This window comes from Pseudomonadota bacterium, assembly GCA_027620075.1.
Classification (GTDB): Bacteria; Pseudomonadota; Alphaproteobacteria; order Rickettsiales; family UBA6187; genus 1-14-0-20-39-49.
Window position 1 is genome coordinate 23,859 of record JAQCEY010000003.1, and the last position, 21,451, is coordinate 45,309.

The window sequence follows — 21,451 nt, forward strand, 5'->3', positions numbered from 1 at the left end:
CCGTCCTTCTGTCTTCTTTAGAGTCTCTATAGACGACTGTTTTTGCAAATTTTCCGATAACGTTGAGTACAACATGCTTAATTACACGCATGTGTTCCGACGCATTCTTTTTTCGGATTCCCGATTAATCTTCGTTAAAACTCATGTCCGAAACACAATATAGTAAACTTCGTACCGTCCGATGATTTGGTACGAATGAAAGGATTTTGCAGAAATTTAGATTAGGTGAGCATGATAAAAATCGCCTAAGCAGCCTTAACTATTTTCCTGCTTACAGGGAATAGTAACGCTTCGATTTCTTTTAACAGGTTCTTCACCTCAAGGGCGGCTATGCTTGAGGGCGTAGTCTCGGTTACCGTGCGTCCGTCCATCATTGCCGATGCGAACAATATGCGGTTGCCTATCCTTGTATCGAGGACTTTCGAAAACTCCCCCGATATTTCTTTAGTCAGGTTTGCATTGAACACCACACGGTTAAGTAGAATTCTATATGGGATACGCTCGTTACCCACTATATCCATGGTATCATCGGTTGCCCAAAGGTCGGTGGGAGAAGGCTGTGCCGGAATTATGACCAAATCTGCCGCTCTTATGGCGGTTTTCGTTTCTGTTTGCGTGTGAGGCGGGCTGTCTATAATTATAACATCGGAATTATTTTTAAATTCGGATATCTCGTTATGTAATCTCCAGCCTGAAATGCTTGAAAAATTAATGCCTGTAAAACCCTCACCAAATTTTTCTTCCCTTAAAGCGTGCCACTTGGTAAAACTACCTTGAGGATCTATGTCTATAGCAGTTACTCGCTTTCCTTTTTGACCGAAAGCAACTGCCAAATGTGAAGCTATTGTTGTTTTACCTGAACCGCCTTTTTGCTGGGCTATGGTGATGACTTTATGAGACATAGGCATCCTCTTTTTTTGAATATGAGAAAAACTGTAACCAATGGTTGTATAACATGGAATCACTGATAATACAAGCGTCTATATTACTTGAAGAGGGAAAGTCGGTAAGTTTTCCAACGGAAACGGTGTATGCGTTAGCCGCAAATGCACAAAATGAGAATGCGTTAGAGGCTATTTTTAAGCTAAAAGGACGGGAGTTTAAAAAACCTTTGGCACTTTTAGTAGAAAATATAGATGAGGCAAAAAAGTACGTTGATTTTAATGAACATGCACTGATGATTGCAAAAAAATTATGCCCCGGTCCCATAAGTATGGTACTGCCCAAATCCAAAGGCTGCGACCTGCCCGATATAATAAACGGCGGTATCGATACATTGTCGGTGCGTATCCCGGACCACAAGACGGCACTGGAAATATTAAGGCGTACAAATTGTCCGGTTGTAGCTACCAGTGCCAATTTATCGGGCAAGCCCGATGCACTTTGTGCCTCTGAAGTAAGGGATTATTTCGGTGATAAAATAGACATGGTGATTGAAGGCGGAGGATGTTCGGGCGAGGCATCTACTGTTATCGACCTGTGCGGCAACTTCCCTAAAATTTTACGTAAGGGCAAAATAACTATGGAAGATATTTTAAAAATAATTGAAAAATAAAGTTCTAAGGGGTAGTTTCATAAATAAATAAAATGCCGGAAAGTTATAATGCCCCCATCAAGAAAATCCAAAGAGATTAAATATGCGTCATTTACATACCGTATGCTGGCAAGCGTTATAGATACGATTTTAAGTGCCATAGTATTCTATCCGTTTTTGGCTGCGGCATGTAAGTTTGCCGATATCTGTAAGACGGGCAATATAATCATTCCGGCTACCGATGTCACGCCGACACAGGCTCTGGAACTATACACTCAAATGCTCATGGAAAATTTAAGTGCTAACATACTTGAATTCTCTCTGGCTTTTTTTGTTATAATCTTTTTCTGGATCTACAAAGGAGGCACTCCGGGGAAAATACTTTTTAAAATGAAGATAGTCGATGCCAAAACCCATCAAAAAATAGGGGTTGTGCAATCCATAGTACGCTTTTTCGCTTATATCGCTTCCGTAGTTCCGTGTCTTTTAGGCTTTATATGGATTTATTTTGACAAACGCAAACAGGGTTTTCATGATAAAATAGCACGAACTGTTGTGATTATTGATAAGTCTGCTAAAGAAAACGAAAATGAAACAGAAAGTTAAATTGTCATTAGGTTATGATTTTTTACAAAGTGCCAAGCCCAATATTTTATAAGCCAGTTTTGCAGCCAGAAAATCGCAGGCGTGCCAGCCTTCTATCGGGGCAAGTTCGTTTATGTCCGCACCAACTATATTACTGACGCTTGCGGCTTTTGTTATTATATTTAACGCATCTTCCCAGAACAGCCCACCCGGTTCGGGAGTGCCTGTAGCAGGCATCAGGCTACCGTCAAATCCGTCCACGTCAAATGTAAGATATACGTTCTTTCCTTTTACATGCGAGATTATCTCGTCAATATCCCAGTTGCGTTTATCCTTTGCCCAGTAAATATGGATACGGTTGCGGTTGGCTTCTAAAAAAGGTATTTCACCTGCCGAGATATTTCTGATACCGCATGATACAAGGGTCAGATGCTCACCTTTATTTTTTACCTTGTCATCATCTAAACAACGGCGTAGGGCAGATGCGTGGCTGTAATGTTCGCCGTCATAGCCATCACGCAAATCGGCATGTGCATCAAAATGTAATATGACAAGGTCATCATATTTGCGTACATACGGGCGTATGGCTCCCGCAGTGATAGAATGCTCACCGCCAAATACGAACGGGAACTTTCCGTCATCAATTACTTTTTGCACTAAACTTTCCAATTGTCCCAGAGCTTTGGGCAGGTCTTTATCTATTGCCGGTTCTTCAACGGTAACAATGCCGATATCTCTATAAGGCTCACACCAAAGATGCTCGTCAAATAGCTCGACTTCATGGCTGGCATCTATCATAGCCTGAGGGCCTTTTGAAGTGCCGCCGCCATAACTTACCGATGCTTCCAACCCGAACGGTATTATTACCGCCTTTGCGTTCTCATATGATACTGCGTCTTCTTTCTCTAATCCTAAGAACGCCTGTTCCGGTTCTATTATTTTCATCTGTTATGTTTCCTTTATTTTTCATGGACGAATTTATAGTATTTACACTTTTCAACAACGCTGTCATCCCTGTGAATTTTCGTAGAAAATTATAGGGGGATCTCATTTAAACTTATCCGGATCCCCGAACAAGTCGGGGATGACAATTCTAACTCTTAAAAAGTTAAAACACTATATCTTCTCGTCCCGTATCTTAAATCTTTCCGTTAAATCATTAAATGCCAGATGTGCGGCAAGCTCACTGCTCTTGCGAGCCCATGCGGGAACATAGGTAGGGTCGGCAATAAACCCTTTATCGGAAAGCGGTTTTAACTTGGTCACATCATCTGTGGTAAGCTTACCGCAAAATAACAGGTCTATGTCGTGCAAAGTCCCCTGATGCATGGCACGCTTTAAAAATGAGCCTACCTCTATAAGTCCTCGCAAATAAACATTATCTTTATAGAAGATTATTCCACCCTGTGGCTGACCGCCCCTGAAAATACGCATCGCAGAATAATAGCTTTCTTCAACATCTTGTCCGTGTTTTTTATAGAACTTGAACAGGTCTATGAAATCCGCTCCTTTTTCAGCCATGTCTATCGCGATGATACGCAGTGCAATTCTCTTTAGTCTGCCAAGCTCGATTGACAGGTTTATATACTCGGCGTAAACGGCAATACCCTCCTGTGTGGCTGTAGTGCGTGGGGCATTATATCCGAGCGTCTTTAAAACAGGCTGTTTACGACCGTTTATATATGTAAGTGTGTGAACCATCACTTCATGATAAAAAAGCTGCTCAAGATCGTTCCTTGAGAACATCGCACTTTTCCTTATCTTTACATAATCAGGTCCTGCTGCTGCCCTTGCCACTATTTCGTTATCGACCTTCACCTCTATAGGGTCTGTAGTCTGGCAGATATTTTGCTTTATCAGCTTGCTAAGTTCTTTCCTGAACTGACCTGCCGTATATATAAGAGGGTCGTTCTCTACCATGTTCTTATATTCGTCAGCAACCCTCAGGAAATATTTGGCTATGCCTATGCTCCTGCGTTTATAGCCTGTTAGGGGGTCTTGCGGACTGCCGTATAATTTTCGGGAAAACTCGGTAACATCGGGAGTGCCTACACCTTGCAGTATCATGTAAGCATCAAGGTAGCTTTCGGCTGTTTCCCTTAAAAATGATATTGCCGGAGAATGGTCTTGTCCAAGACTTGTAATATATTTTTTTAGTACGGATATCTTGTTCTTATAGTCAGGCTTCTGATATACTATTTTAGGTAATGCTAAGTTACCCTTATCATAGTTTGATATAAAACCCCTCATCGCTGATTTTGACCAACTGATAGGGTTAAGTAAGAAAAAGTCCTTGATAATACTTACCAGCTCATCATCTAATTTACGGACTTTTTCTTCTATTTTGTTCATCGTTTATGAGTATCCGTTAAATATATTTTACAAATTGCACTACAACCTTTAATTTATGTCATTCCAAACTTGATTTGGAATCTAAGAAAAAAAGAAGTATGCACAAAGTGCATGCATTATTATATTTCTTGAATCCTATGGTCAAGCCATAGGATGACGTTTATATATGTAATTATAAAGTTAAACGACATAGACTAGTACTCAAAACCATAAAATGACAGGAAATTAAACTATACAAATAGTTTAGAATACTCCTTCGGCTCCCTGTCTTTCCAGTACCCTCTGTGATAAGCGTCACTTGCAAGCAACGGCATTACGGAAGTAGCTTCTGCATATACCATCTGTTCATATGCGGTATCTACCTTACCCCATGAACACGCCTCTTTCAATGTAGAACTGGAGCAAGCACCGTCACGCACATCGGCAACGGTTATCTGGATAGCGTATTTATGCATTTCAGCCTCAATACCCAGCACCTCGGCACATACAACCGTATCTTGCACGAAGTTCTTAGGAACGCCGCCGCCTATCATCAATAAGCCCGTAGTGCCTGCCTTTATCTTTATATCGGTCAGTTCACGGAAATCACGGATAGAATCAATAGTCATGTGCTTTTCAGGATTATCAACCTGATGTTTTACCAGACCGAAACCTGCCGATGAATCGGTGAAAGCAGGACAGAAAATAGGCACGTTCTTCTCATAGCAAAGCTGAACAAGCGAATCTTTCTTTTTTGCATTGCCTTCAGCCAGCCATTTTCCCATTTCATAAATAAACTCACGCGAGCTATATGGGCGTTTTTCCAGAGAATTAGCTATCTGGTAAATAGTATTATCACAGCTTTGCAAGTCTTCTTCGTCAATATATGTGTCATATATACGGTCAATATACAGGTCACGTAAATTTTTATCGTCCTCAAACTGGCTACCCTGATAATGTTTGAAACCCAAAGCCTCAAAAAAATCCATATCAACAATTGAAGCACCGGTTGCAACTATGGCATCTACCATATTATATTTTACAAGGTCGGTATAAAGCTTCATGCAGCCACCTGCGGAAGTAGAACCTGCAAGAGTAAGAATTACCGAACAGCTTTTGTCTTTCTGCATATTATTGAATATTTGTGCAGCACGAGCAAGGTCACGTGACGTGAAAGACATATTATCCATGCTGTCGATTATAGGACGTGCATCAAATGAAGTTATATCAATATGCTTAACTTCACGGCTGAGTAACTTTGCCTTAGCATCGTTGTTTTGTTTTGTATTTTGTTGTGTCATTTTTGTATCTCCTTAAAATAACAGGCAGCTAATTTGTCATACCAAATTAGTTCGGTACGACATTAAACTCCCTATGCCGCTATAATTTCCAACTGTTCGTCAGAGCAATGTTCATCGGAATACATTGTCATTAACGGCAGGTCGCTTACATATCTAACCTGCTCTTCCGGAGCAAAGCCGTTAAAACCCGTGTTCATAGTGCGTCCGTACGCCCCCATTTGACCTATCTCTATCATATCGCCTTCGTCAGTATCGTTAGGCAAATAAAAAGGTCCTTTCATATAATCAAGCGAATCACAGGTAGGGCCGTAAAAACTGAAAGGAAGCAAGTCACTTGAGTATATTCTTTCGTCACATATCAGCCTGACAGGAAAAATAAACCCTAAAAAGCCCGCATCAAATAGGCTTCCGTATGTGCCGTCATTAATATAAAGCTTATTTCCTTTTCTCATATCAACTCTGACTATCAAAGAGGCGGACTCGGCAACGATAGCACGCCCTGGCTCTGCCAGAAGCCTTACATCACCCACATCTTTTATTTCTTCTAACTCATCATGTATTGCTTCAAAATATTCCTTCATATCAGGAGGTGTCATTCCCGGATAAACGGAAGGGAAACCGCCGCCTACATTGAAATATTCAAGTTTTATACCGGACTGGCGTACAACCTGTGCAGCCATTCTTATGGCAATGCGGTAAGCGTCAGGGTGCATACACTGCGAGCCTACATGAAAACATATACCCATTTTATCGGCATGTTTACGGATTTTCTTCAAAAGCTCAGGTGCGTCCTGCAAGTTTACACCGAATTTTTCCGATAGCGAAAGCTCGGCAAAATTATTAGGTATGGATAGCCTTACATGAAGGCTCAAATCTTTAGCATTGCCTGTTTCATTCAATATTTTGTTTAACTCGGCTTCACTATCGAGTGAAAAGTTCCGGACACCATAATCAAAATATGCTTCTTTTATCGCATAACGCGGTTTTATAGGGTGCATGAAATATAATTTTGCATCGGAAGATATGCTGCGTACCAGCTTTATCTCTTCTATGGACGCAACGTCAAAAGAATTTATCCCCTGTGCGACAAGCTGTTCAAGTACATGCCTTTCGGGATTGGTCTTTACCGCATACAATAATTCGGCTTTGAAATTATTTTTAAAGAAATTTACAGACTTAGCCAAAGCATCCGGGCGAAAAACAAACGTAGCTTTATCGGATAAATCGTCAGAAATTTCTTTTATTGTTTTGAGCTCATGCATCATAACAACCTCAGACAATTAAGGAGTTAACCACAATAATTATCCGCCATTGCCGCGATAACACCGTGCCCACTGGCCTTCAAAATTAAAAAAGATGTTCCTTATATAACCATAACGGAAAAAAGCAATTAAAATATTCAAAAAATATAAAATTTTTTAGGTAATGCCAAATCAACTATTATTGAGCTTACGTCCTTCCTCGTGTGAAGGTTCTTTTTTCAACATGTTCAACGGCACTTTTCGCCCCTTCCCGAACTATTTGTCTAACCGAACCTGAAGACCGGCTATCGCCGCTTATGCGATTTATCTCTTCATCTATTGCCGCCTGAGCTTTTTGCATGGCTATCCTATTAGCCTGCAATTCCGCTATTCTTGTTGCATTGTCGATAACAGGAGGCTGTGGCGGCGTATAAGCTGCGGGCATAGTTGCATATTCGGCAGGATACGGATTAAACTGCACGTATTGTTGTTGGTAATATTGCTGTTCATTATAACCGTAATAGCCGTTATCCTGCGGTGCTGCTTCTTGATAATAAGCCTGCTGAGGAAATGCGTATTGCGGAGGCATCTGAGTTTGCATATAGGCATCTAAAGGATATTGTGCCGTTACAAATCCCATCTGTTGAGGTTGCGTGTAATATCCGTCCGGAGGGACATAACCGTATGCTTGCTGCGGTTGCTCCTGATAATAAGCCCCGTAAGCTGCTTGGGGATATGCAACATATTGCTGTTGTGGATTTGGTATTTGCGGCAAAGGGAAATTGCTTGCATAACCGTCATTTGCAGGAGCGTAATATTGAGGCTGAGGCGGAGATTGTTCGATTGTTTCCGCATAAGCAGTATCAGGGATATCATTTATATTTTGAGCCGGAGTTATTGCTTTAAAAGCGGAGCGTTGCGTATTTACAACGAATTTCTTTTCATTTTCCTGTTGAGCGTCGTATTGTTGAGGGGTTAGGGTTGACATGGAATCTTTCTTCTCCGTATCTACCGACACTTCAATAAACGGAACTTTCTTTTCAAAATCTTCTTTTTGAGCAGGTTGGCTTTCTTCCCTCAATGAGGCAGGTCTTTTTTCCTCACTTTGTATAGAAAGACTATCAAACCGAACTGAAATATCGGTATTATTTGCACTTGCAAGAGATTTGTCGTCCGTATCTTTAGATTGTTGAGGCGTATAATCCGAAAACTCTTTTTCTGTTGAGGTTGCGGCACTTTGAACAAAGTCCGGCTCATCTAAAGCTTCCTTCTTTAATGAAGGGTCGGGTCTTCCGCTTTTTCCGTCAGCCCAGTCACTTGCTTTTTGAGCCTTTTTCTTGTCAGAGAATTTCCCCAGTTCCTCCTTTATTTTATCACGGTAACTTTTTCCGCCATAGATATGTTCCTCATCAAGGGCTTCATCAAGAGCTTGGAAATTGCCGTCCTCTTTTTCAATTATATATTTACGGATATTTTCTTTTTGCCTGTCAAACTCCTTTTTGGGGAACTTGTCTTTATCGGTCTTTTTGAATAAATTATAAACCTGTGCTACAAGGTCTTCCAAATCCGGTTCGGTTGTAACGGCAAAAACAGGTACCGATATTTCAGGTTCTTTGTTTTCAACAACCTGTTTAAGGCTAGATTTATGTTTTGGATTCTTTTTCTTCTTTTTAGAATGCTTCTCGTTAGATTCTTCATTTTTGTGAGCTACTTTTGCAACCGGCTCTTTTTCGAGCAACCTCTTGTTTATTTTCAACTGTTGCTCAAAGAATTTAAGGATTTCCGGGTTATTACTAGCCTTATCAACAGGGGTTTCAGCGTTTTTGTTGGGTTGCAACATAAGAGATACCTTGTCGGAAGGTGTCAGATCCTTATAATTAAGTATCTCCCTTAATATATCCTTTGAGCCGTTGGCAGCGGCAGAGTGCAAAGGAGAATTTCTTTCAAAATCCACGAGAGCTATAAATTCCGCTATTCGTTTGATTTTTCCCGATTCATTTACTTTATCAATAATTTTAGTGACAAATTCAGGAAGTACGGAATCCTTTTCCTGTTCCGCAACTAAATTTAATGCCGAGCCGGTAAAGATAAATTGCGGACGGTATATAACCGCACCGTTTGAATATTGTGTAGGGTTGGTGTCCAGTGCTACTCGTGGATTTATCAGCGAGTCGGGAGTTGATTTTGCTATCGTTTCTTCTAAAATCGCCTTAGAGTCTTTTTTGTATTTTTGTCTGTCGCTTCCCAAGCGGGAACGTGCATGTGCATCTATTGCCAATTCAATAGGAAGCACCTTTGCCTGATTTAATTCTCTGTTATTAAAATCAGCTCCATATTTACTTAAAATGTCAAAAGACTTTTTGTCATGCATTCCTATGGTCAGGTTAAGTAACGTAGTACCGGATATTTCATGCCCTAACGTTTGGTTAACGCCGTCATGCAGAGAGTCGGTTTGCCTAAGCTCGGATATCAGAGTCCGTACTTTTTCTTCACTGCCGTAATTCGGATTGTTTTTATTCGGTTCAAGGCTTCTTTGTAAAACGTTTGCCAACGCTTTTGCCTCTTCAGGTTCAAAGGTGACTTTCGTATCTTTCGTCGGTATTTCGCTATAACGTACCTGATAATCTGCCGCCTGCTTATATTTTTCTATATAGAATTTATATGTATCTTCATTAAAATTCCCGAAGAGTTCTGAATTTACTCCTTTTATTAGAAATTCCGGCTTTTCTTTATCGGAAAGCGAACTATAGATAATATCAATTGCTTCCGTATTATCCTGTAGCATAAGCCTGTCAAGAATTGTTTGATTCTTCGGGTTATTGCTGTTCAATATGCCTATCCGCTCTTCTTCGCTTACACCTTCCAGCCTGTCCATAGCAGTTTTATAAAGTTTCGGGTCGGCAGAAGGTATTTCGCTTAATATATGGAATACGGTGTTATTCTCATTGCTTGGTTTCTTAAGTGTTTCAAGCGATGATCGTGCAATCAATGTATCTGCTACCGAGTGTTCTACTTTATCTTTCTTGTCTTTGTCGGTATTTTCAAGTTCGGTCGCATATGCTTCCAAAGCGTTATCTAACGGCGTAAAACCCAAATTGTTCCTTCTATCGGGAGAAAATCCCGCTTTTGATATCAGAAAATCTATATCATCTTTAGTCTTCCTGTCCGATGTGGCGGCTATATGTAAAAGCGACTCGCCGTATTTGTTAAGGGATATATCAAGATCTACTTCTTCCTCGGCAGAAGAAGATAAAGCCTGTTGAAATAATCCCACAGCCTCATAATCAAATAAATTCGGTGCATCATCTTGTAATCTGGTTAATATTCCGTCTAACGTTTTTTTGTCGTCATTATTTATCCGCTGCATAATACTAACCATATACCCAAAATTAAATTATTAACGTATTTTTATAGTTTTGCAGATTTTTATATTAAAAAAAAATAAATTCAACAATAGTCTTATATTTTTAATAAGTTCATATTAAAAATTAATAAATTAACCTTGCGTTGTTCTTAATAACGTGTTAGATATGTGTCGCCAACTTTTTGGTTAACATTTGGTAAAAATATTTAACATGAATTATGTTATGAGACCGGTATTGCTTATTTTGATTGCGTTATTACCGCAGTTCGCTGCGGCTATGAACCGTGAGGGGCGATTGGACGGCGGACGGCAAAGGAACGTGGTAAGGGATTTTGAAAAAGAAGGTAACTTACAAAGAGATCTATTGGGAAGAAAAGTAGTTATTTCCCCTAATTCAAAAATAGATGGAAATTCACTGCAACTTGAAGTTGCCCCATGGAGTACCGTAATCCTGAACATTCAACAGCATGATAACGGCACGCAGACTACACGCACGCCGTTTTATCAGAATGTTGAACTGCCTAAGTAGGTTACTATTTCATGACGGGAGCACTATCAATAAATGTCTAAACTTTTAAAAATAACTTCGTGCCTATCTGCATTGCTACTTAGCGGGTGCAGCGGCTATTTCGGTAACTACTGGACACCTACGGACAATTACGCAAAACCTATCGGGCAGAGCAGGGTAACGGATAATACTACTATTTATACCGATACGCTGAAATGTCTGGCACATCAGATGGAGCAGAAAAATATAATCCCCGATGTAATGACGGTAGGGAAAGTTCTCGATTATACGGGAAAAGATGACATTGAAACAGGTCGCAGGCTTACGCAGGGAGCTACTCTTATGGTTATCTCGGCACTTTCAAAGGCAGGCGTGCCGCAGGTTGAAAGGTACGACACTTCCGTCAATGAGTTCGAACTGAAAATGAAGGATAACAAACTTATAAAGAATAGTATCGAAGGCGATGAAAGAGCATTCCAGCCTATTCTCGCCGGTTCGATTGTGGGAAGTAAATATGCCATAATGGGCGGTATAACCGAACTTAACTATAATATACGCTCAAATGACGTTAACGCTCTTTTTGACTTTGCCTCAGGCGGTATGCGTTATTACGTAATGAACGTAGCTATGGATTTTCGTATCGTAGAAACAGAGACATTGAAGATTATGTCCACTGTAAGCTATCAAAAACAAATTATCGGTCGTGAAGTACAAGCAGGAGTCTTCGAATTCTTTGATGACAAGCTTTTAGATATAGGAATCGGAGAGCGTTCGCTTGAGCCGATGCAGCTTGCCGTAAGAGCTATATCGGAGCTGGCGGTCTATGATCTGCTTAACGACCTGTACCAAATTCCCCGTGCATATTGTTACAACCTGACTGTGCCTCGGAATAATTAACTTTTATTAACATTAACTTAAGGAGTATATAATGAAAAAAGTTAGAAAAACCGGACTTCTTGCTACTGCCGCCTTTGTATCAATGTTTGCTTCAAACGTTGCATATTCATGCCCGGACGGCGAGATTTGCGGGCTTAACCTAGAAATAAATGATGACAAAGTTGTTAACATTGAAGGTCTGGGCGGAATTGATATATCCGGTATAACCGTAACAGGTAATGCCGAGGTAAGCGTTGATGTTCCTACAAGCGTTCAGAATGTTGTTGAGTTCAGCCAGACTAACATAGGTAACATCTATTCCGACCTTAACTATAAAGGTCAATGGATAGCCGGTGACTTTTCGTCTCAGGTTGCATCAATTGCAAACAGTGCCGATATAGAGCTAGACGGCGATAGCGCTGTTGAAGCTGCTCAGGACAACTCCGCTGACGTAACCGCTTATGCTGATTTCGAACTAAATCACCTTGTAGAGATCGAGAGTATCGACCTTGACGTTACTGCTGTTGCGAACAATGCTAACATCAGCGACGGTAACGGTAACTCTATCCTTGATATATCTCAGAACAATACGGGGCATAATGTTACTGCTTCTCTTGATGCCGTATTTAACGGTCAACAAGCTCTTACTCAAGCTGACATTGATATCAACGTGTCTGCTATCGGTAACAACGTAAGTGCTGAAGACGGTTTTATCATATCTTCAATCGCTCAGCATAACTGTGCTGACATCACTGCTGTAGCTGATATTGAAGTTAACGGTATGAGAGACCCTATCAATGTAACTGCTGTAGGTAACAACCTTCAGATTTCCAGAGTTAATGTAGGTAACTAATTACTACTAAGATATAGGTGGGGCAAATGCCCCTCCTGTATCCTCTATGATTTTTATATAGGAAATTTATGACAATACTACGTCTGTTAATAATTATCTCACTTATTCCTCTTGGAAGCCTTTACGCAAGGGATTTCGAGCTGGATAGGGGTATCGGTTTCCAAAAAGGCAGGGACATAGAGGACTGGGTAAAAACTCAGGACGCTACAAATTCACCTTCAAGCCTTGATTCTAATTTTAACAGGATAAATTCACTGACAAAATCAAATCTTGCCTCCAGTTACGGTAACTCTATTGTTATCCAAACGCAGCCGGGAAGCCATGTTGTTGTAAACGCTTCGCAAATCAATACCGGTAACCAGATTGCCGAGGTAAACCTAAAAAGTATAAGCGGACCTACATATAATAATGTAGAGATACCGTCTTATAATCAGGACACGCATATTTTCCACGCACAATAATTTGCCATTTTTTAATAATCATGCTTCCATTGCAGTTTAACGCCGCCTACTCCAGAACTGCCTCCGGTACTGCTTTCAACACTCAGGTTGGGCAGAACCTCTATCTCAACACTGCCCTTCATGGGCTGTGACGGATTGTTACCTTTTTCTATCTCTATATATACTTTCTCATTGATATATTTTCCGACACCTACGCTTATTTCCTGCCCGTCATCTGTCTGCTCGGAATCTACCGATATGTTATCAACACCTATCAGCTTGCGTGTTTCTTCCAGCGGGTTAAACAGGCTTCTGCCTCCGTTCTTTAATTTTTGTAGCTCATTGGCAAGCCTGATTGCCTGCAACGGAGTTATCGAACCTGAGGATTTGCCGAACAGCAGGTTAGAGACTATCTCGTCCTGCGGCATTGAAGGTACTGAAGAAAGGCTAAGGCTTAAATCTTCCAAATTACCTGTAAGCCTTGCAGTAACCTCTACTTCTTTGCCTTTATATACTCCCGGTATCAGCAATGAAAAACTGTTACCCTCAAACCTGACACTGCCGTTTTGTAAAACGAATTTTTTGCCCAGTATTTCATAACTGCCCCTTACCGTAGTAAAGTGACCGCTATATTTTGCCTTATTAAGTGTTCCTATAATATTTATCTTGCCTTTTAATTCTGCATTTACGCCACGTCCCCTCAAATATGCCTGATTATCGGCAATAATAGTTACATCCATATTTATCTTAGGAAGCTTTCGGACAATGCTGTTATCATCATCGGTTGTTTTTACTTCGCCGTTATATTCCCGTGTTATTTTAACTTCCGGAATATTATTTGTCGTAAGGTTATCAAGTATTAGTGAAAACGGCGTTACATCAAGTATTCCCGATAGCAAAAGTTCCTTGAAAGAGCCTGTTAATTTCAAATTACCGCTTGCAGAGCCTTCCATATCATTGCGACGCAGTATTTTTGCAGAATCAGCTTTAAGCTCTATATCTACTTCATTAACCGCACTGCCTGACCAATCAATAGTTCCGGTTATGGCTATTTTGCCTTCTCCCCCATCGGTGGTGCTTGCTTCTATTATTCTGAATTTTGTATTGTCGGCAGCAAGGTCTAAGTTGATATTATGCAGTTCGGTTCCGCTGGATTTATTCTCGTAATATCCTTTTGAAAGTTTTAAAGAGCCGTTTATAATAGGCTGTTTGAGATTCCCCGAAAGCTTTACGTCAATTTTACACAACCCCCTTATGTCATGTATTTCCTGATCTAATAAAAGCCGGATATATTTCAGGTCAAAGTCTGATGAAACCGAAGCATCAAGCGGAAGGTTATGGTTGTTTTTAAGGTTAAGGTAGGTAGCAAGCGGTATGCTCAATTTTGCATTGCTTATCACCGAATTTTCTTTGATAACATCTATTTGTGCGTTCAGTATGTTCTGTTCGGTCAGAATATCTGCCTTAAGTGTTATCGGTATGATTTTTTTGTTATCCGTAACATCGGTAATAAAATTTACATTGCCGTTTATCAAAGGCATTTTGGCAGAGCCTTTCAGCCCAAGGTCTGCAGTTATCTTGCCTGCTTTTATGTTAATACCCATTGCACCCATAATACGGGTTGGCAGTGCAACAGCCTTTATTTTGATATCGAACTGTGCTTTTGAGTATTTGCCTTTTAAACTTATATATTCCTCATTGCTGGTACTCAATTTGAAATCATCAATTATCACCTCGTCAATATTACCGTGAGCTACAATATGTGACTTTAAAGGCAGGGTAGTATATTTACCGTCAAATGAAAGGTCGCTATGAAAACTAAGCCTGTCTATCAAACCGCCGACCGACATGCTTCCTGTTACAGAGCCTTTTATATCGGGTTTTTGTATCCATAGCTGAAACGGTGATAAAGGTAATTTCTCAAGCTTGGCGTTTATTGAAATTTCCTTATTATTAACAATGCCGCTTATAACCTGTTTACTGCCCTCAATATCTATAGCCGCCTCATTTATAAAAACGGTTGCCTGACGGCTGTCTACGGTAAGTTTTGCGTTAACCTGTAATTGCTTATCCTGAAACGGAAAGCTAAGGCTATCTACGGTAACGTTATAAAGCTCCTGTTCCTTTGTTATATTTGCCGTTAATTTTATATCCACTGTGTTTTCTTCAGGCACATAAAGGCTATTACCTATAAGCCCGCCTTTTTCTTCTCGGATATCGGCAGTGATAATAACGTTTTGACTATCGGATAATTTTGTCTTTATACTTGCCGACAAGCCTTTTTTATCAAGTGATGCGATATCTATATCGGCATAAAAAGGCGTGTCCGGACTGAACGCCGATAGTTTGCCCTTTAACGAGTAGCTATATTTTTTGATTGTATTGTAATGTAGGATAAGTTCCCTAACCTCGATATTATCGACTTTTACAGGGTATAATTTCGGTAGTACGAATTTTACTTTTTTAGCTTCGGTTTTTTTAGGGGGCGGATTACTTTGTATGTATAACTCCAGTAAATCGGCACTGAAATTCTTTATATAGACATCTTTATCAAGCAATTTAAAAACACTAAAACTTAGGCTTAATTCTTTGCCTTTGAGCAAAAGCTTACTGTTTTTATATATTTCAATATTACGGAATTTCCATTTATCAATGTCGGAGGATTCAACTCCTTCGATTTTAAACTCGAAGTCGGTTCTGCTTTCAACAAGGGTTGTAGCTTTAACAGCTATCCATGTGCGGGCGTTATTGTTGTAAACGATAGCGGATACAGCTCCCGTCACTATCAAAACCACAAATATGGAGATATATAATAATATTTTAAAAGACTTGCCTATTACCCTCAAAATGCCTGCCCGATGCTAATATAAAATTGAAAGCTGTCATCTATACCTTCTCTGCGTTCTAAAGGGAACGCCATATCAAAGCGTAACGGTGCAAAATCGGTATAGTACCTGACACCCGCACCATATGCCCATCTTACACCTTCATCAAGGTCGGGAGTTATATCATCATAGGCGTTACCTGCGTCCAAAAACATAACTCCTCCCCATTTTGGAGTGAACCTTAACCTACTCTCAAACGACATCTCGGTAAAGGAGCGTCCGCCTGTGGGAATATCAACATCAAGAGGACCTAGCTTCTGAAAGGCATATCCACGCACCGAGCCGCCGCCTCCGGCAAAGAACCTCTCGGCGATAGGTATGTCGTCAGTGTTTTGTCCGTTTATAGAGCCAACCGCACCCCTTAATGCAAATGTCGGTTTGAATTTAGCACGCTCAAATGTGTGATAGGCACTTGCACCGACTGTTGTTTTTACAAATCCTGTTCCCGTGTCGAAGGTATCGATGAAGGGTGCTATCTCGGCATTGACCGACCAGCCCTTTTTGGGATCAAGTATATTATCACGCCTGTCATAGGTAAAAGCCAGCGGGAAGGATAACAGCCCGAAAGTCTCTTCCTGTCCGTTACCGTCTTCATCTACCTGTGTGATATTCAATCTGCTACCTATTGAACCGGTAAGGTGTTTGCTTATTTTTCGTTCCAATCTTGCGGATATTGATGCTCCTATGGAGTTGAACGCCTCAAGATTCTCCTCCGATACTTCCGCACTTAAATTAAGGGTTTGTTTCGGCGATAAAAATGACGGTATAAAAAGCTCCGTATTTGCCGTGCGGTATAGTTCGGATATTTTAGCGTCAGACTGTAATTTCCATGCCTTACCGAAAATATTCCTATGCTCCCAACCCGCTGATAAAATAACCCCCTCATCTGAACTTACACCGCCGCCCAGCTTTACCGTTTTATGCTTGCGTTCTGTTATATCGAATTTTACATCAACAGAATTATCACTATTTTTTTGCAAAGTAGTTTCCACACCGCTTATAAGACCCGTCTCAAACAGGTTAAGGCGTGCTTTCTCAATTTCCGAGCGTTTAAAACAACCGCCTTCTTTAAAACCGATTTTCGGTAGCATATATGATTCTTTTATAGTGTTGTTGCCTTCAAATGATATGTAGCCGAAATCAGCGACATTGCTTCCCTCAACATTAATAACTATCTGTGCTTCTTTATCCGAGTGGTTTATTGTAGCGTCATAATCAACAGATATCTCCCACAGGCAATTATGTTTTTCGATATGTTTTTTTATAGAAGATATGGCGTTCAATAAACCCTCCGCCCTGAACCTTTCTCCTTTTTTTAATTCCATACCTTCAACTGAAGGAAGATTCTCAAGAAAAGATTCAATGGACGCACTTTTTATCAGGTAAGGTTCATCAGGCTCAATATTGAAATACGCCTCATCTTCAATTATCTCATATTTAATTTTAGCTGAGTAAAAACCCTCCGATCTCAAAAGTTTTTCTATCGCTTCCTTGTCGATACGTGCGGATTTGTTGATTGAAAGCTCAAAGTCGGCATTCTTCCTATCAAAGTGGTTTTTCTTCAGCACGTTCTCGATTAAAGGTTTTAACAATCCCTCGTATGAGTTGCCGCTAAACTCGATATTAAATTTCGGTTTACCGCCCAATAAGGGCAGGTCGATTGCCGTTGCTTTTTGAAAGGCAAACATAGATACCACAAATAGTGTGATAAATATAAAGTTGCGTGCTTTATCAATTGTCATAAACCGTAAATAACTTCACTTGTTAAATAATTTTTAAGGCAATCTTATTCTTTATACGGCTTAACAACAATAGTTTTAGATGGAGTACTCGGCAGGAGTCGAAATTGTGTTTAGTTAGCAATGCAAAAAATCTTATTGAATAGTGGTTAGTAGTCGATATTCAAGAATTTTACATTTAATAATTTCATAAGTGACAACTGTGCAAATTATATGTAACTAGTAATTATATATTAAATTACACAAGACTTTGAAATAAGTTCATGGTGAAAATCTATAAATAAGTCGGGAGGACGTTTAAAGTGGTAGATGTAACAAGCATAAGAAGAGAGGTACGTTACGGCATGCCTGCCGCAGATCAGGTTATATTCAACCGTCATTATGTATTAGGATATTCATATTATTTCCGTCAGGCAAAATGGGCATTGGAAATTGTAGACCCCGATAAGACCGATGTAAAAAGAATAGATTCCTTTCGCCCCGATTACAGAATACCGGAAATGTTCCGTGCCGATTTGGTAGATTATCAAAATTCAGGTTATGACAGGGGGCATCTGATAGCAAGTGCCAACCAGATAGAAACGGCCGTGCAAAATAGCGAGACATTCCTGCTTTCCAATATGTCGCCGCAGGAACCTAAATTCAACAGAGGTATATGGCGTGAACTCGAAGAGGCGGTAAGAGAGCTTGATTCCAACCCGAAAATATATGAAACATATGTTATCTGTGGTCCGGTATTTGATTTTAGAAACGCTGTCAACACAATAGGCTCGCTTGATGATAACGGAGTAAGCCTGCCGATACCCAATTCATATTTTAAATCGATACTGACCGAGGACGACAGAGGAAAACTAAAAATGTGGTCGTTCATTATACCGAATAAAGAAGCCGATAAACCGATTGGGGAATATGCGGTTCCAACCATCAGAGTCGAGCAATATGCCGGTATTAAGCTATGGAGTAATCTGGAAGGTAAAAATATAGATAGCGAAAAGAAAAAAGTACGTGCCTATTGGGGGTGAATATTAAATTACTCGCTCTCTTTTGCCACGTCTTCCGTTTAGTATTTTTTCAGTTTGTGTTAATTCATTATTTGCAAGTGCGTTAGTGCTTAAAACGTCTATGCCGTTCTTAAATCCCTTTTGTGAACCTATATACAAACCCATTATGGCAGTCCCGCTACCGACCATATGACCGTTTTTAACCGCTCCTGAAATTGTATCGGCATTGATATTTTTATTTGTTGCCATGCTATAAATACCCGTGCCTGCAACACCAAGTGCGAAGCCTAATGCATATGTTAACGCCCCTATCTCAACAGCACCCTTTATATTGTTTTTGGCTTCCTCCACCACAGGAGATTTTTCAGAGTTTGCAAAAGCTATAGAAACCCCGACGGTCAGTAAGCTAAAGCCGGTCATAAAACCCATCAATGATTTTGAATGCTTATTAACATTCTCTTTTATTTCCTTATACATCTGTTCACGTATCATTTTCATTTGAGTTTCTTGTGCAAATTTTTTTAACTCTTCATTTACAGCTTCAAAAAAAGGCATTTTTCTGTTTAACTCATTATGCCTGTCAATCTTTGCCTTGCCCACCATTAAAGTGCCTGCAACTATAAGAGCACCTGATACAACTTTATTAGCCGATAATATTTGCGTTTTGTTATGTGACTGTGCCAACTGGAAATTAACCATTTAAATTACGTATTTTTGTTTTTATAAAAATGATTCGGTAGCATATATTACTAGAAATAATACAGCGACTTGTAAAATAAAAAATTATCAGTGAAGTATTTGCAACCTGATTAAATATCAACAAGGCATGTTTTTGCGATTATGGAATTAAATATAAAACCGCAATCATTCTTAAAAGTGCTTTACCATTCTTTACATAATATTTATGGTAAGAATTATTAAAACATAAAAAATCAATAGTGAAAAAATTAAGGTATGTTAGAAGCAAAAGGTATTGTAAAAGAAACGGAGTTAAGAGAGTATCATTCGGTAAAAGGGGCGGTTTGGAAATTAAGGGCATGTGATGAGCGGCAGGTTCTGGCTATCTCGCAAAAATTAGAAATACCCGAAATACTGGCAAGAATGCTTTATGTTCGTGGTGTAGGTCTAAATGAGGTTGAGTCTTTTTTGAACCCCACATTAAAATTCCTAATGCCCGATCCGTTCCACCTTCTGGATATGGAAAAGGCTGCTAACCGTCTGGCAGACGCAGTTGAAAAAGGAGAGGAAATAGCCGTATATGGCGATTATGATGTCGACGGTGCTACGTCTTCATCGCTTTTGAAAAGATATTTTCGTGAAATAGGCAACGAACCGATAATATATATCCCCGACCGCATAAAAGAGGGATATGGTCCTAATACCGATGCTCTTTTATATTTAAAAGAACATGGTGTAGATGTGTGTGTTACGGTAGATTGCGGCACTATGTCGTTTGAGCCGCTGGCAGCGGCAAAAGAGGCGGGGCTTGAAGTTATAGTAATCGACCACCATCTAAGCTCGGAAACACTTCCTGAAGCTGTCGCAGTAGTAAACCCTAACCGCCTTGATGAAACATCGGATCAAAAACACCTCGCCGCAGTCGGGGTATGTTTTCTTCTTATCGTTGCCGTTAATAAAATATTGCGTGAGCGTGGTTGGTTCCAAAAAAGGAAAGCTCCCGACCTGCTTAACCTGCTGGATATCGTGGCACTGGGGACGGTTTGTGATGTCGTACCTTTAAAAGGTGTTAACAGAGCTTTTGTTTCACAAGGGCTAAAGGTAATGCGTAACAGGCATAATTGCGGGCTTGCGGCACTTGCCGATATCGCTAAAGTAGATGATTGCCCAAGCACCTATCATTTGGGATTTATGATGGGGCCGAGGATAAACGCAGGGGGCAGGGTAGGTCAGTCCGACTTGGGGGCAAGGCTCTTGTCTACCGAAGATGTTGACGAAGCATACGATATATCCATGAAACTTGATAATTTTAACATGGAAAGACGTGCTATCGAAAGCATGGTGCTGGAAAGTGCAGTTGCCCAGATAGAGCAAAAAGGTACAGATAGACCCGTTCTGTTTGCAATAGGGGAGGGGTGGCATCCGGGAGTTGTCGGCATAGTATCCAGCCGTATTACGGAAAGGTTCAACCGACCAAGTGCTATTATATCAATTAATGAAGGGTTGGGAAAAGCATCTGCACGCTCTGTAAGCGGTATTGATTTCGGCTCGGCAATAGTCGCTGCCAATCAGGCGGGATTGCTTGTCACCGGCGGGGGGCATGCAATGGCGGCAGGCTTCACAGTTGAGGAGGGCAAAATAGACGCTATGTATGAGTTCCTCTGTAAAAGATTCGAAGAAAATATTGATGAATGTGCCGTAAAACAAATTAAGGCAGATGGTTTCTTAAGCATTGACTCGGCCACGACCGAGCTTACCGACCTCATAAAAAAGGTGGAACCTTTCGGTACGTCAAACCCCGAGCCACGCTTTATATTTAATGACCTTTATATTATATATGCCGATATTGTCGGTGCAGACCACATAAAATGCGTGTTCGGTACGGATCATGCCGGCAATATGGGTAAGACCATAAAAGGTATGGCTTTCCGCAGCCTTGAAACGCCTCTGGGTAAGGCATTGCTTGACAACAGGGGGAAAACGGTATCTGTTGCGGCAAGGGTGAAGCTAAATAGCTGGCGTGGGGTTGACACTGTTGAATTGTTGATAGATGATGTTGCCGTTTAGTCGGGAGTGTTCGGTAAGTATAATTTATTTCAGTATCTTTTCGTTTAA

The 21,451-nt window shown here is 40.4% G+C and carries 17 protein-coding genes; 8 read left to right on the forward strand and 9 right to left on the reverse strand.

Translation table 11 applies throughout. From position 1 onward, the window contains the following. Positions 1-245: 245 nt before the first annotated feature. Positions 246-902 carry a ParA family protein gene (locus O2942_05615; protein ID MDA0781726.1) on the reverse strand — a complete coding sequence of 219 codons (657 nt, stop codon included), beginning with the start codon at positions 900-902 and terminating at the stop codon, positions 246-248. Positions 903-955: 53 nt separating this feature from the next. On the opposite strand from O2942_05615, the gene O2942_05620 reads away from it, so the two are divergent. Both O2942_05620 and O2942_05625 read left to right on the forward strand, forming a co-directional pair. Further along, positions 956-1,555 (forward strand): L-threonylcarbamoyladenylate synthase, encoded by a 600-nt coding sequence (locus O2942_05620; protein MDA0781727.1) that lies wholly within the window; start codon positions 956-958, stop codon positions 1,553-1,555. Positions 1,556-1,603: 48 nt separating this feature from the next. Next, a complete protein-coding gene (locus O2942_05625; GenBank protein ID MDA0781728.1) occupies positions 1,604-2,140 on the forward strand; it encodes an RDD family protein in 537 nt (178 codons plus the stop codon). A 12-nt stretch (positions 2,141-2,152) separates the two neighbouring features. Here the strand turns inward: O2942_05625 and speB are convergent, their stop codons facing one another. The 5 genes from speB to O2942_05650 form a co-directional block, all read right to left on the reverse strand. After that, positions 2,153-3,064: an agmatinase gene (speB, locus tag O2942_05630; GenBank protein ID MDA0781729.1), complete on the reverse strand. Its 912-nt coding sequence runs from the start codon at positions 3,062-3,064 to the stop codon at positions 2,153-2,155. Positions 3,065-3,235: 171 nt separating this feature from the next. Further along, positions 3,236-4,471 (reverse strand): DUF1704 domain-containing protein, encoded by a 1,236-nt coding sequence (locus tag O2942_05635; GenBank protein MDA0781730.1) that lies wholly within the window; start codon positions 4,469-4,471, stop codon positions 3,236-3,238. Positions 4,472-4,701: 230 nt separating this feature from the next. After that, a complete protein-coding gene (locus O2942_05640; GenBank protein MDA0781731.1) occupies positions 4,702-5,751 on the reverse strand; it encodes a deoxyhypusine synthase in 1,050 nt (349 codons plus the stop codon). 71 nt (positions 5,752-5,822) lie between these two features. Further along, positions 5,823-7,016 (reverse strand): type III PLP-dependent enzyme, encoded by a 1,194-nt coding sequence (locus tag O2942_05645; GenBank protein ID MDA0781732.1) that lies wholly within the window; start codon positions 7,014-7,016, stop codon positions 5,823-5,825. Positions 7,017-7,200: 184 nt separating this feature from the next. Further along, positions 7,201-10,359, reverse strand: coding sequence for a hypothetical protein (locus O2942_05650; protein ID MDA0781733.1), 3,159 nt, complete (start codon positions 10,357-10,359; stop codon positions 7,201-7,203). A gap of 220 nt (positions 10,360-10,579) precedes the next feature. Between O2942_05650 and O2942_05655 the strand changes: the two genes are divergently transcribed. The 4 genes from O2942_05655 (at position 10,580) to O2942_05670 (ending at position 13,054) form a co-directional block, all read left to right on the forward strand. Next, positions 10,580-10,885: a hypothetical protein gene (locus O2942_05655; protein MDA0781734.1), complete on the forward strand. Its 306-nt coding sequence runs from the start codon at positions 10,580-10,582 to the stop codon at positions 10,883-10,885. Between the two features lie 33 nt (positions 10,886-10,918). Beyond that, complete coding sequence (locus O2942_05660; protein ID MDA0781735.1) at positions 10,919-11,761, forward strand: transcriptional regulator; 843 nt, start codon at positions 10,919-10,921, stop codon at positions 11,759-11,761. A 31-nt stretch (positions 11,762-11,792) separates the two neighbouring features. Next, positions 11,793-12,593: a hypothetical protein gene (locus tag O2942_05665; protein ID MDA0781736.1), complete on the forward strand. Its 801-nt coding sequence runs from the start codon at positions 11,793-11,795 to the stop codon at positions 12,591-12,593. A gap of 68 nt (positions 12,594-12,661) precedes the next feature. After that, on the forward strand, positions 12,662-13,054 hold the full coding sequence (locus O2942_05670; GenBank protein MDA0781737.1) for a hypothetical protein: 393 nt from the start codon (positions 12,662-12,664) through the stop codon (positions 13,052-13,054). Positions 13,055-13,065: 11 nt separating this feature from the next. Here the strand turns inward: O2942_05670 and O2942_05675 are convergent, their stop codons facing one another. Together O2942_05675 and O2942_05680 are read right to left on the reverse strand one after the other, a co-directional pair. Next, on the reverse strand, positions 13,066-15,816 hold the full coding sequence (locus tag O2942_05675) for a translocation/assembly module TamB domain-containing protein (GenBank protein MDA0781738.1): 2,751 nt from the start codon (positions 15,814-15,816) through the stop codon (positions 13,066-13,068). 59 nt (positions 15,817-15,875) lie between these two features. Next, positions 15,876-17,660 carry a BamA/TamA family outer membrane protein gene (locus O2942_05680; protein ID MDA0781739.1) on the reverse strand — a complete coding sequence of 595 codons (1,785 nt, stop codon included), beginning with the start codon at positions 17,658-17,660 and terminating at the stop codon, positions 15,876-15,878. 299 nt (positions 17,661-17,959) lie between these two features. On the opposite strand from O2942_05680, the gene O2942_05685 reads away from it, so the two are divergent. Beyond that, a complete protein-coding gene (locus O2942_05685) occupies positions 17,960-18,679 on the forward strand; it encodes a DNA/RNA non-specific endonuclease (protein MDA0781740.1) in 720 nt (239 codons plus the stop codon). Between the two features lie 3 nt (positions 18,680-18,682). Here the strand turns inward: O2942_05685 and O2942_05690 are convergent, their stop codons facing one another. Beyond that, positions 18,683-19,357 carry a hypothetical protein gene (locus tag O2942_05690; GenBank protein MDA0781741.1) on the reverse strand — a complete coding sequence of 225 codons (675 nt, stop codon included), beginning with the start codon at positions 19,355-19,357 and terminating at the stop codon, positions 18,683-18,685. Between the two features lie 255 nt (positions 19,358-19,612). Here O2942_05690 and recJ point away from each other — a divergent pair, with 255 nt between their 5' ends. Next, entirely contained in the window at positions 19,613-21,403 is a 1,791-nt protein-coding gene (gene recJ, locus O2942_05695) for a single-stranded-DNA-specific exonuclease RecJ (protein ID MDA0781742.1), read from the forward strand. Positions 21,404-21,451 lie beyond the last annotated feature (48 nt).

What these genes read in the sequence shown, in the direction of transcription:
- O2942_05615 (MDA0781726.1), bottom strand. Translation starts at nt 902, where the DNA reads ATGTCTCATAAAGTCATCACCATAGCCCAGCAAAAAGGCGGTTCAGGT.
- O2942_05620 (MDA0781727.1), top strand. Translation starts at nt 956, where the DNA reads ATGGAATCACTGATAATACAAGCGTCTATATTACTTGAAGAGGGAAAG.
- O2942_05625 (MDA0781728.1), top strand. Translation starts at nt 1,604, where the DNA reads ATGCCCCCATCAAGAAAATCCAAAGAGATTAAATATGCGTCATTTACA.
- speB (MDA0781729.1), bottom strand. Translation starts at nt 3,064, where the DNA reads ATGAAAATAATAGAACCGGAACAGGCGTTCTTAGGATTAGAGAAAGAA.
- O2942_05635 (MDA0781730.1), bottom strand. Translation starts at nt 4,471, where the DNA reads ATGAACAAAATAGAAGAAAAAGTCCGTAAATTAGATGATGAGCTGGTA.
- O2942_05640 (MDA0781731.1), bottom strand. Translation starts at nt 5,751, where the DNA reads ATGACACAACAAAATACAAAACAAAACAACGATGCTAAGGCAAAGTTA.
- O2942_05645 (MDA0781732.1), bottom strand. Translation starts at nt 7,016, where the DNA reads ATGATGCATGAGCTCAAAACAATAAAAGAAATTTCTGACGATTTATCC.
- O2942_05650 (MDA0781733.1), bottom strand. Translation starts at nt 10,359, where the DNA reads ATGCAGCGGATAAATAATGACGACAAAAAAACGTTAGACGGAATATTA.
- O2942_05655 (MDA0781734.1), top strand. Translation starts at nt 10,580, where the DNA reads ATGAGACCGGTATTGCTTATTTTGATTGCGTTATTACCGCAGTTCGCT.
- O2942_05660 (MDA0781735.1), top strand. Translation starts at nt 10,919, where the DNA reads ATGTCTAAACTTTTAAAAATAACTTCGTGCCTATCTGCATTGCTACTT.
- O2942_05665 (MDA0781736.1), top strand. Translation starts at nt 11,793, where the DNA reads ATGAAAAAAGTTAGAAAAACCGGACTTCTTGCTACTGCCGCCTTTGTA.
- O2942_05670 (MDA0781737.1), top strand. Translation starts at nt 12,662, where the DNA reads ATGACAATACTACGTCTGTTAATAATTATCTCACTTATTCCTCTTGGA.
- O2942_05680 (MDA0781739.1), bottom strand. Translation starts at nt 17,660, where the DNA reads ATGACAATTGATAAAGCACGCAACTTTATATTTATCACACTATTTGTG.
- O2942_05690 (MDA0781741.1), bottom strand. Translation starts at nt 19,357, where the DNA reads ATGGTTAATTTCCAGTTGGCACAGTCACATAACAAAACGCAAATATTA.
- recJ (MDA0781742.1), top strand. Translation starts at nt 19,613, where the DNA reads ATGTTAGAAGCAAAAGGTATTGTAAAAGAAACGGAGTTAAGAGAGTAT.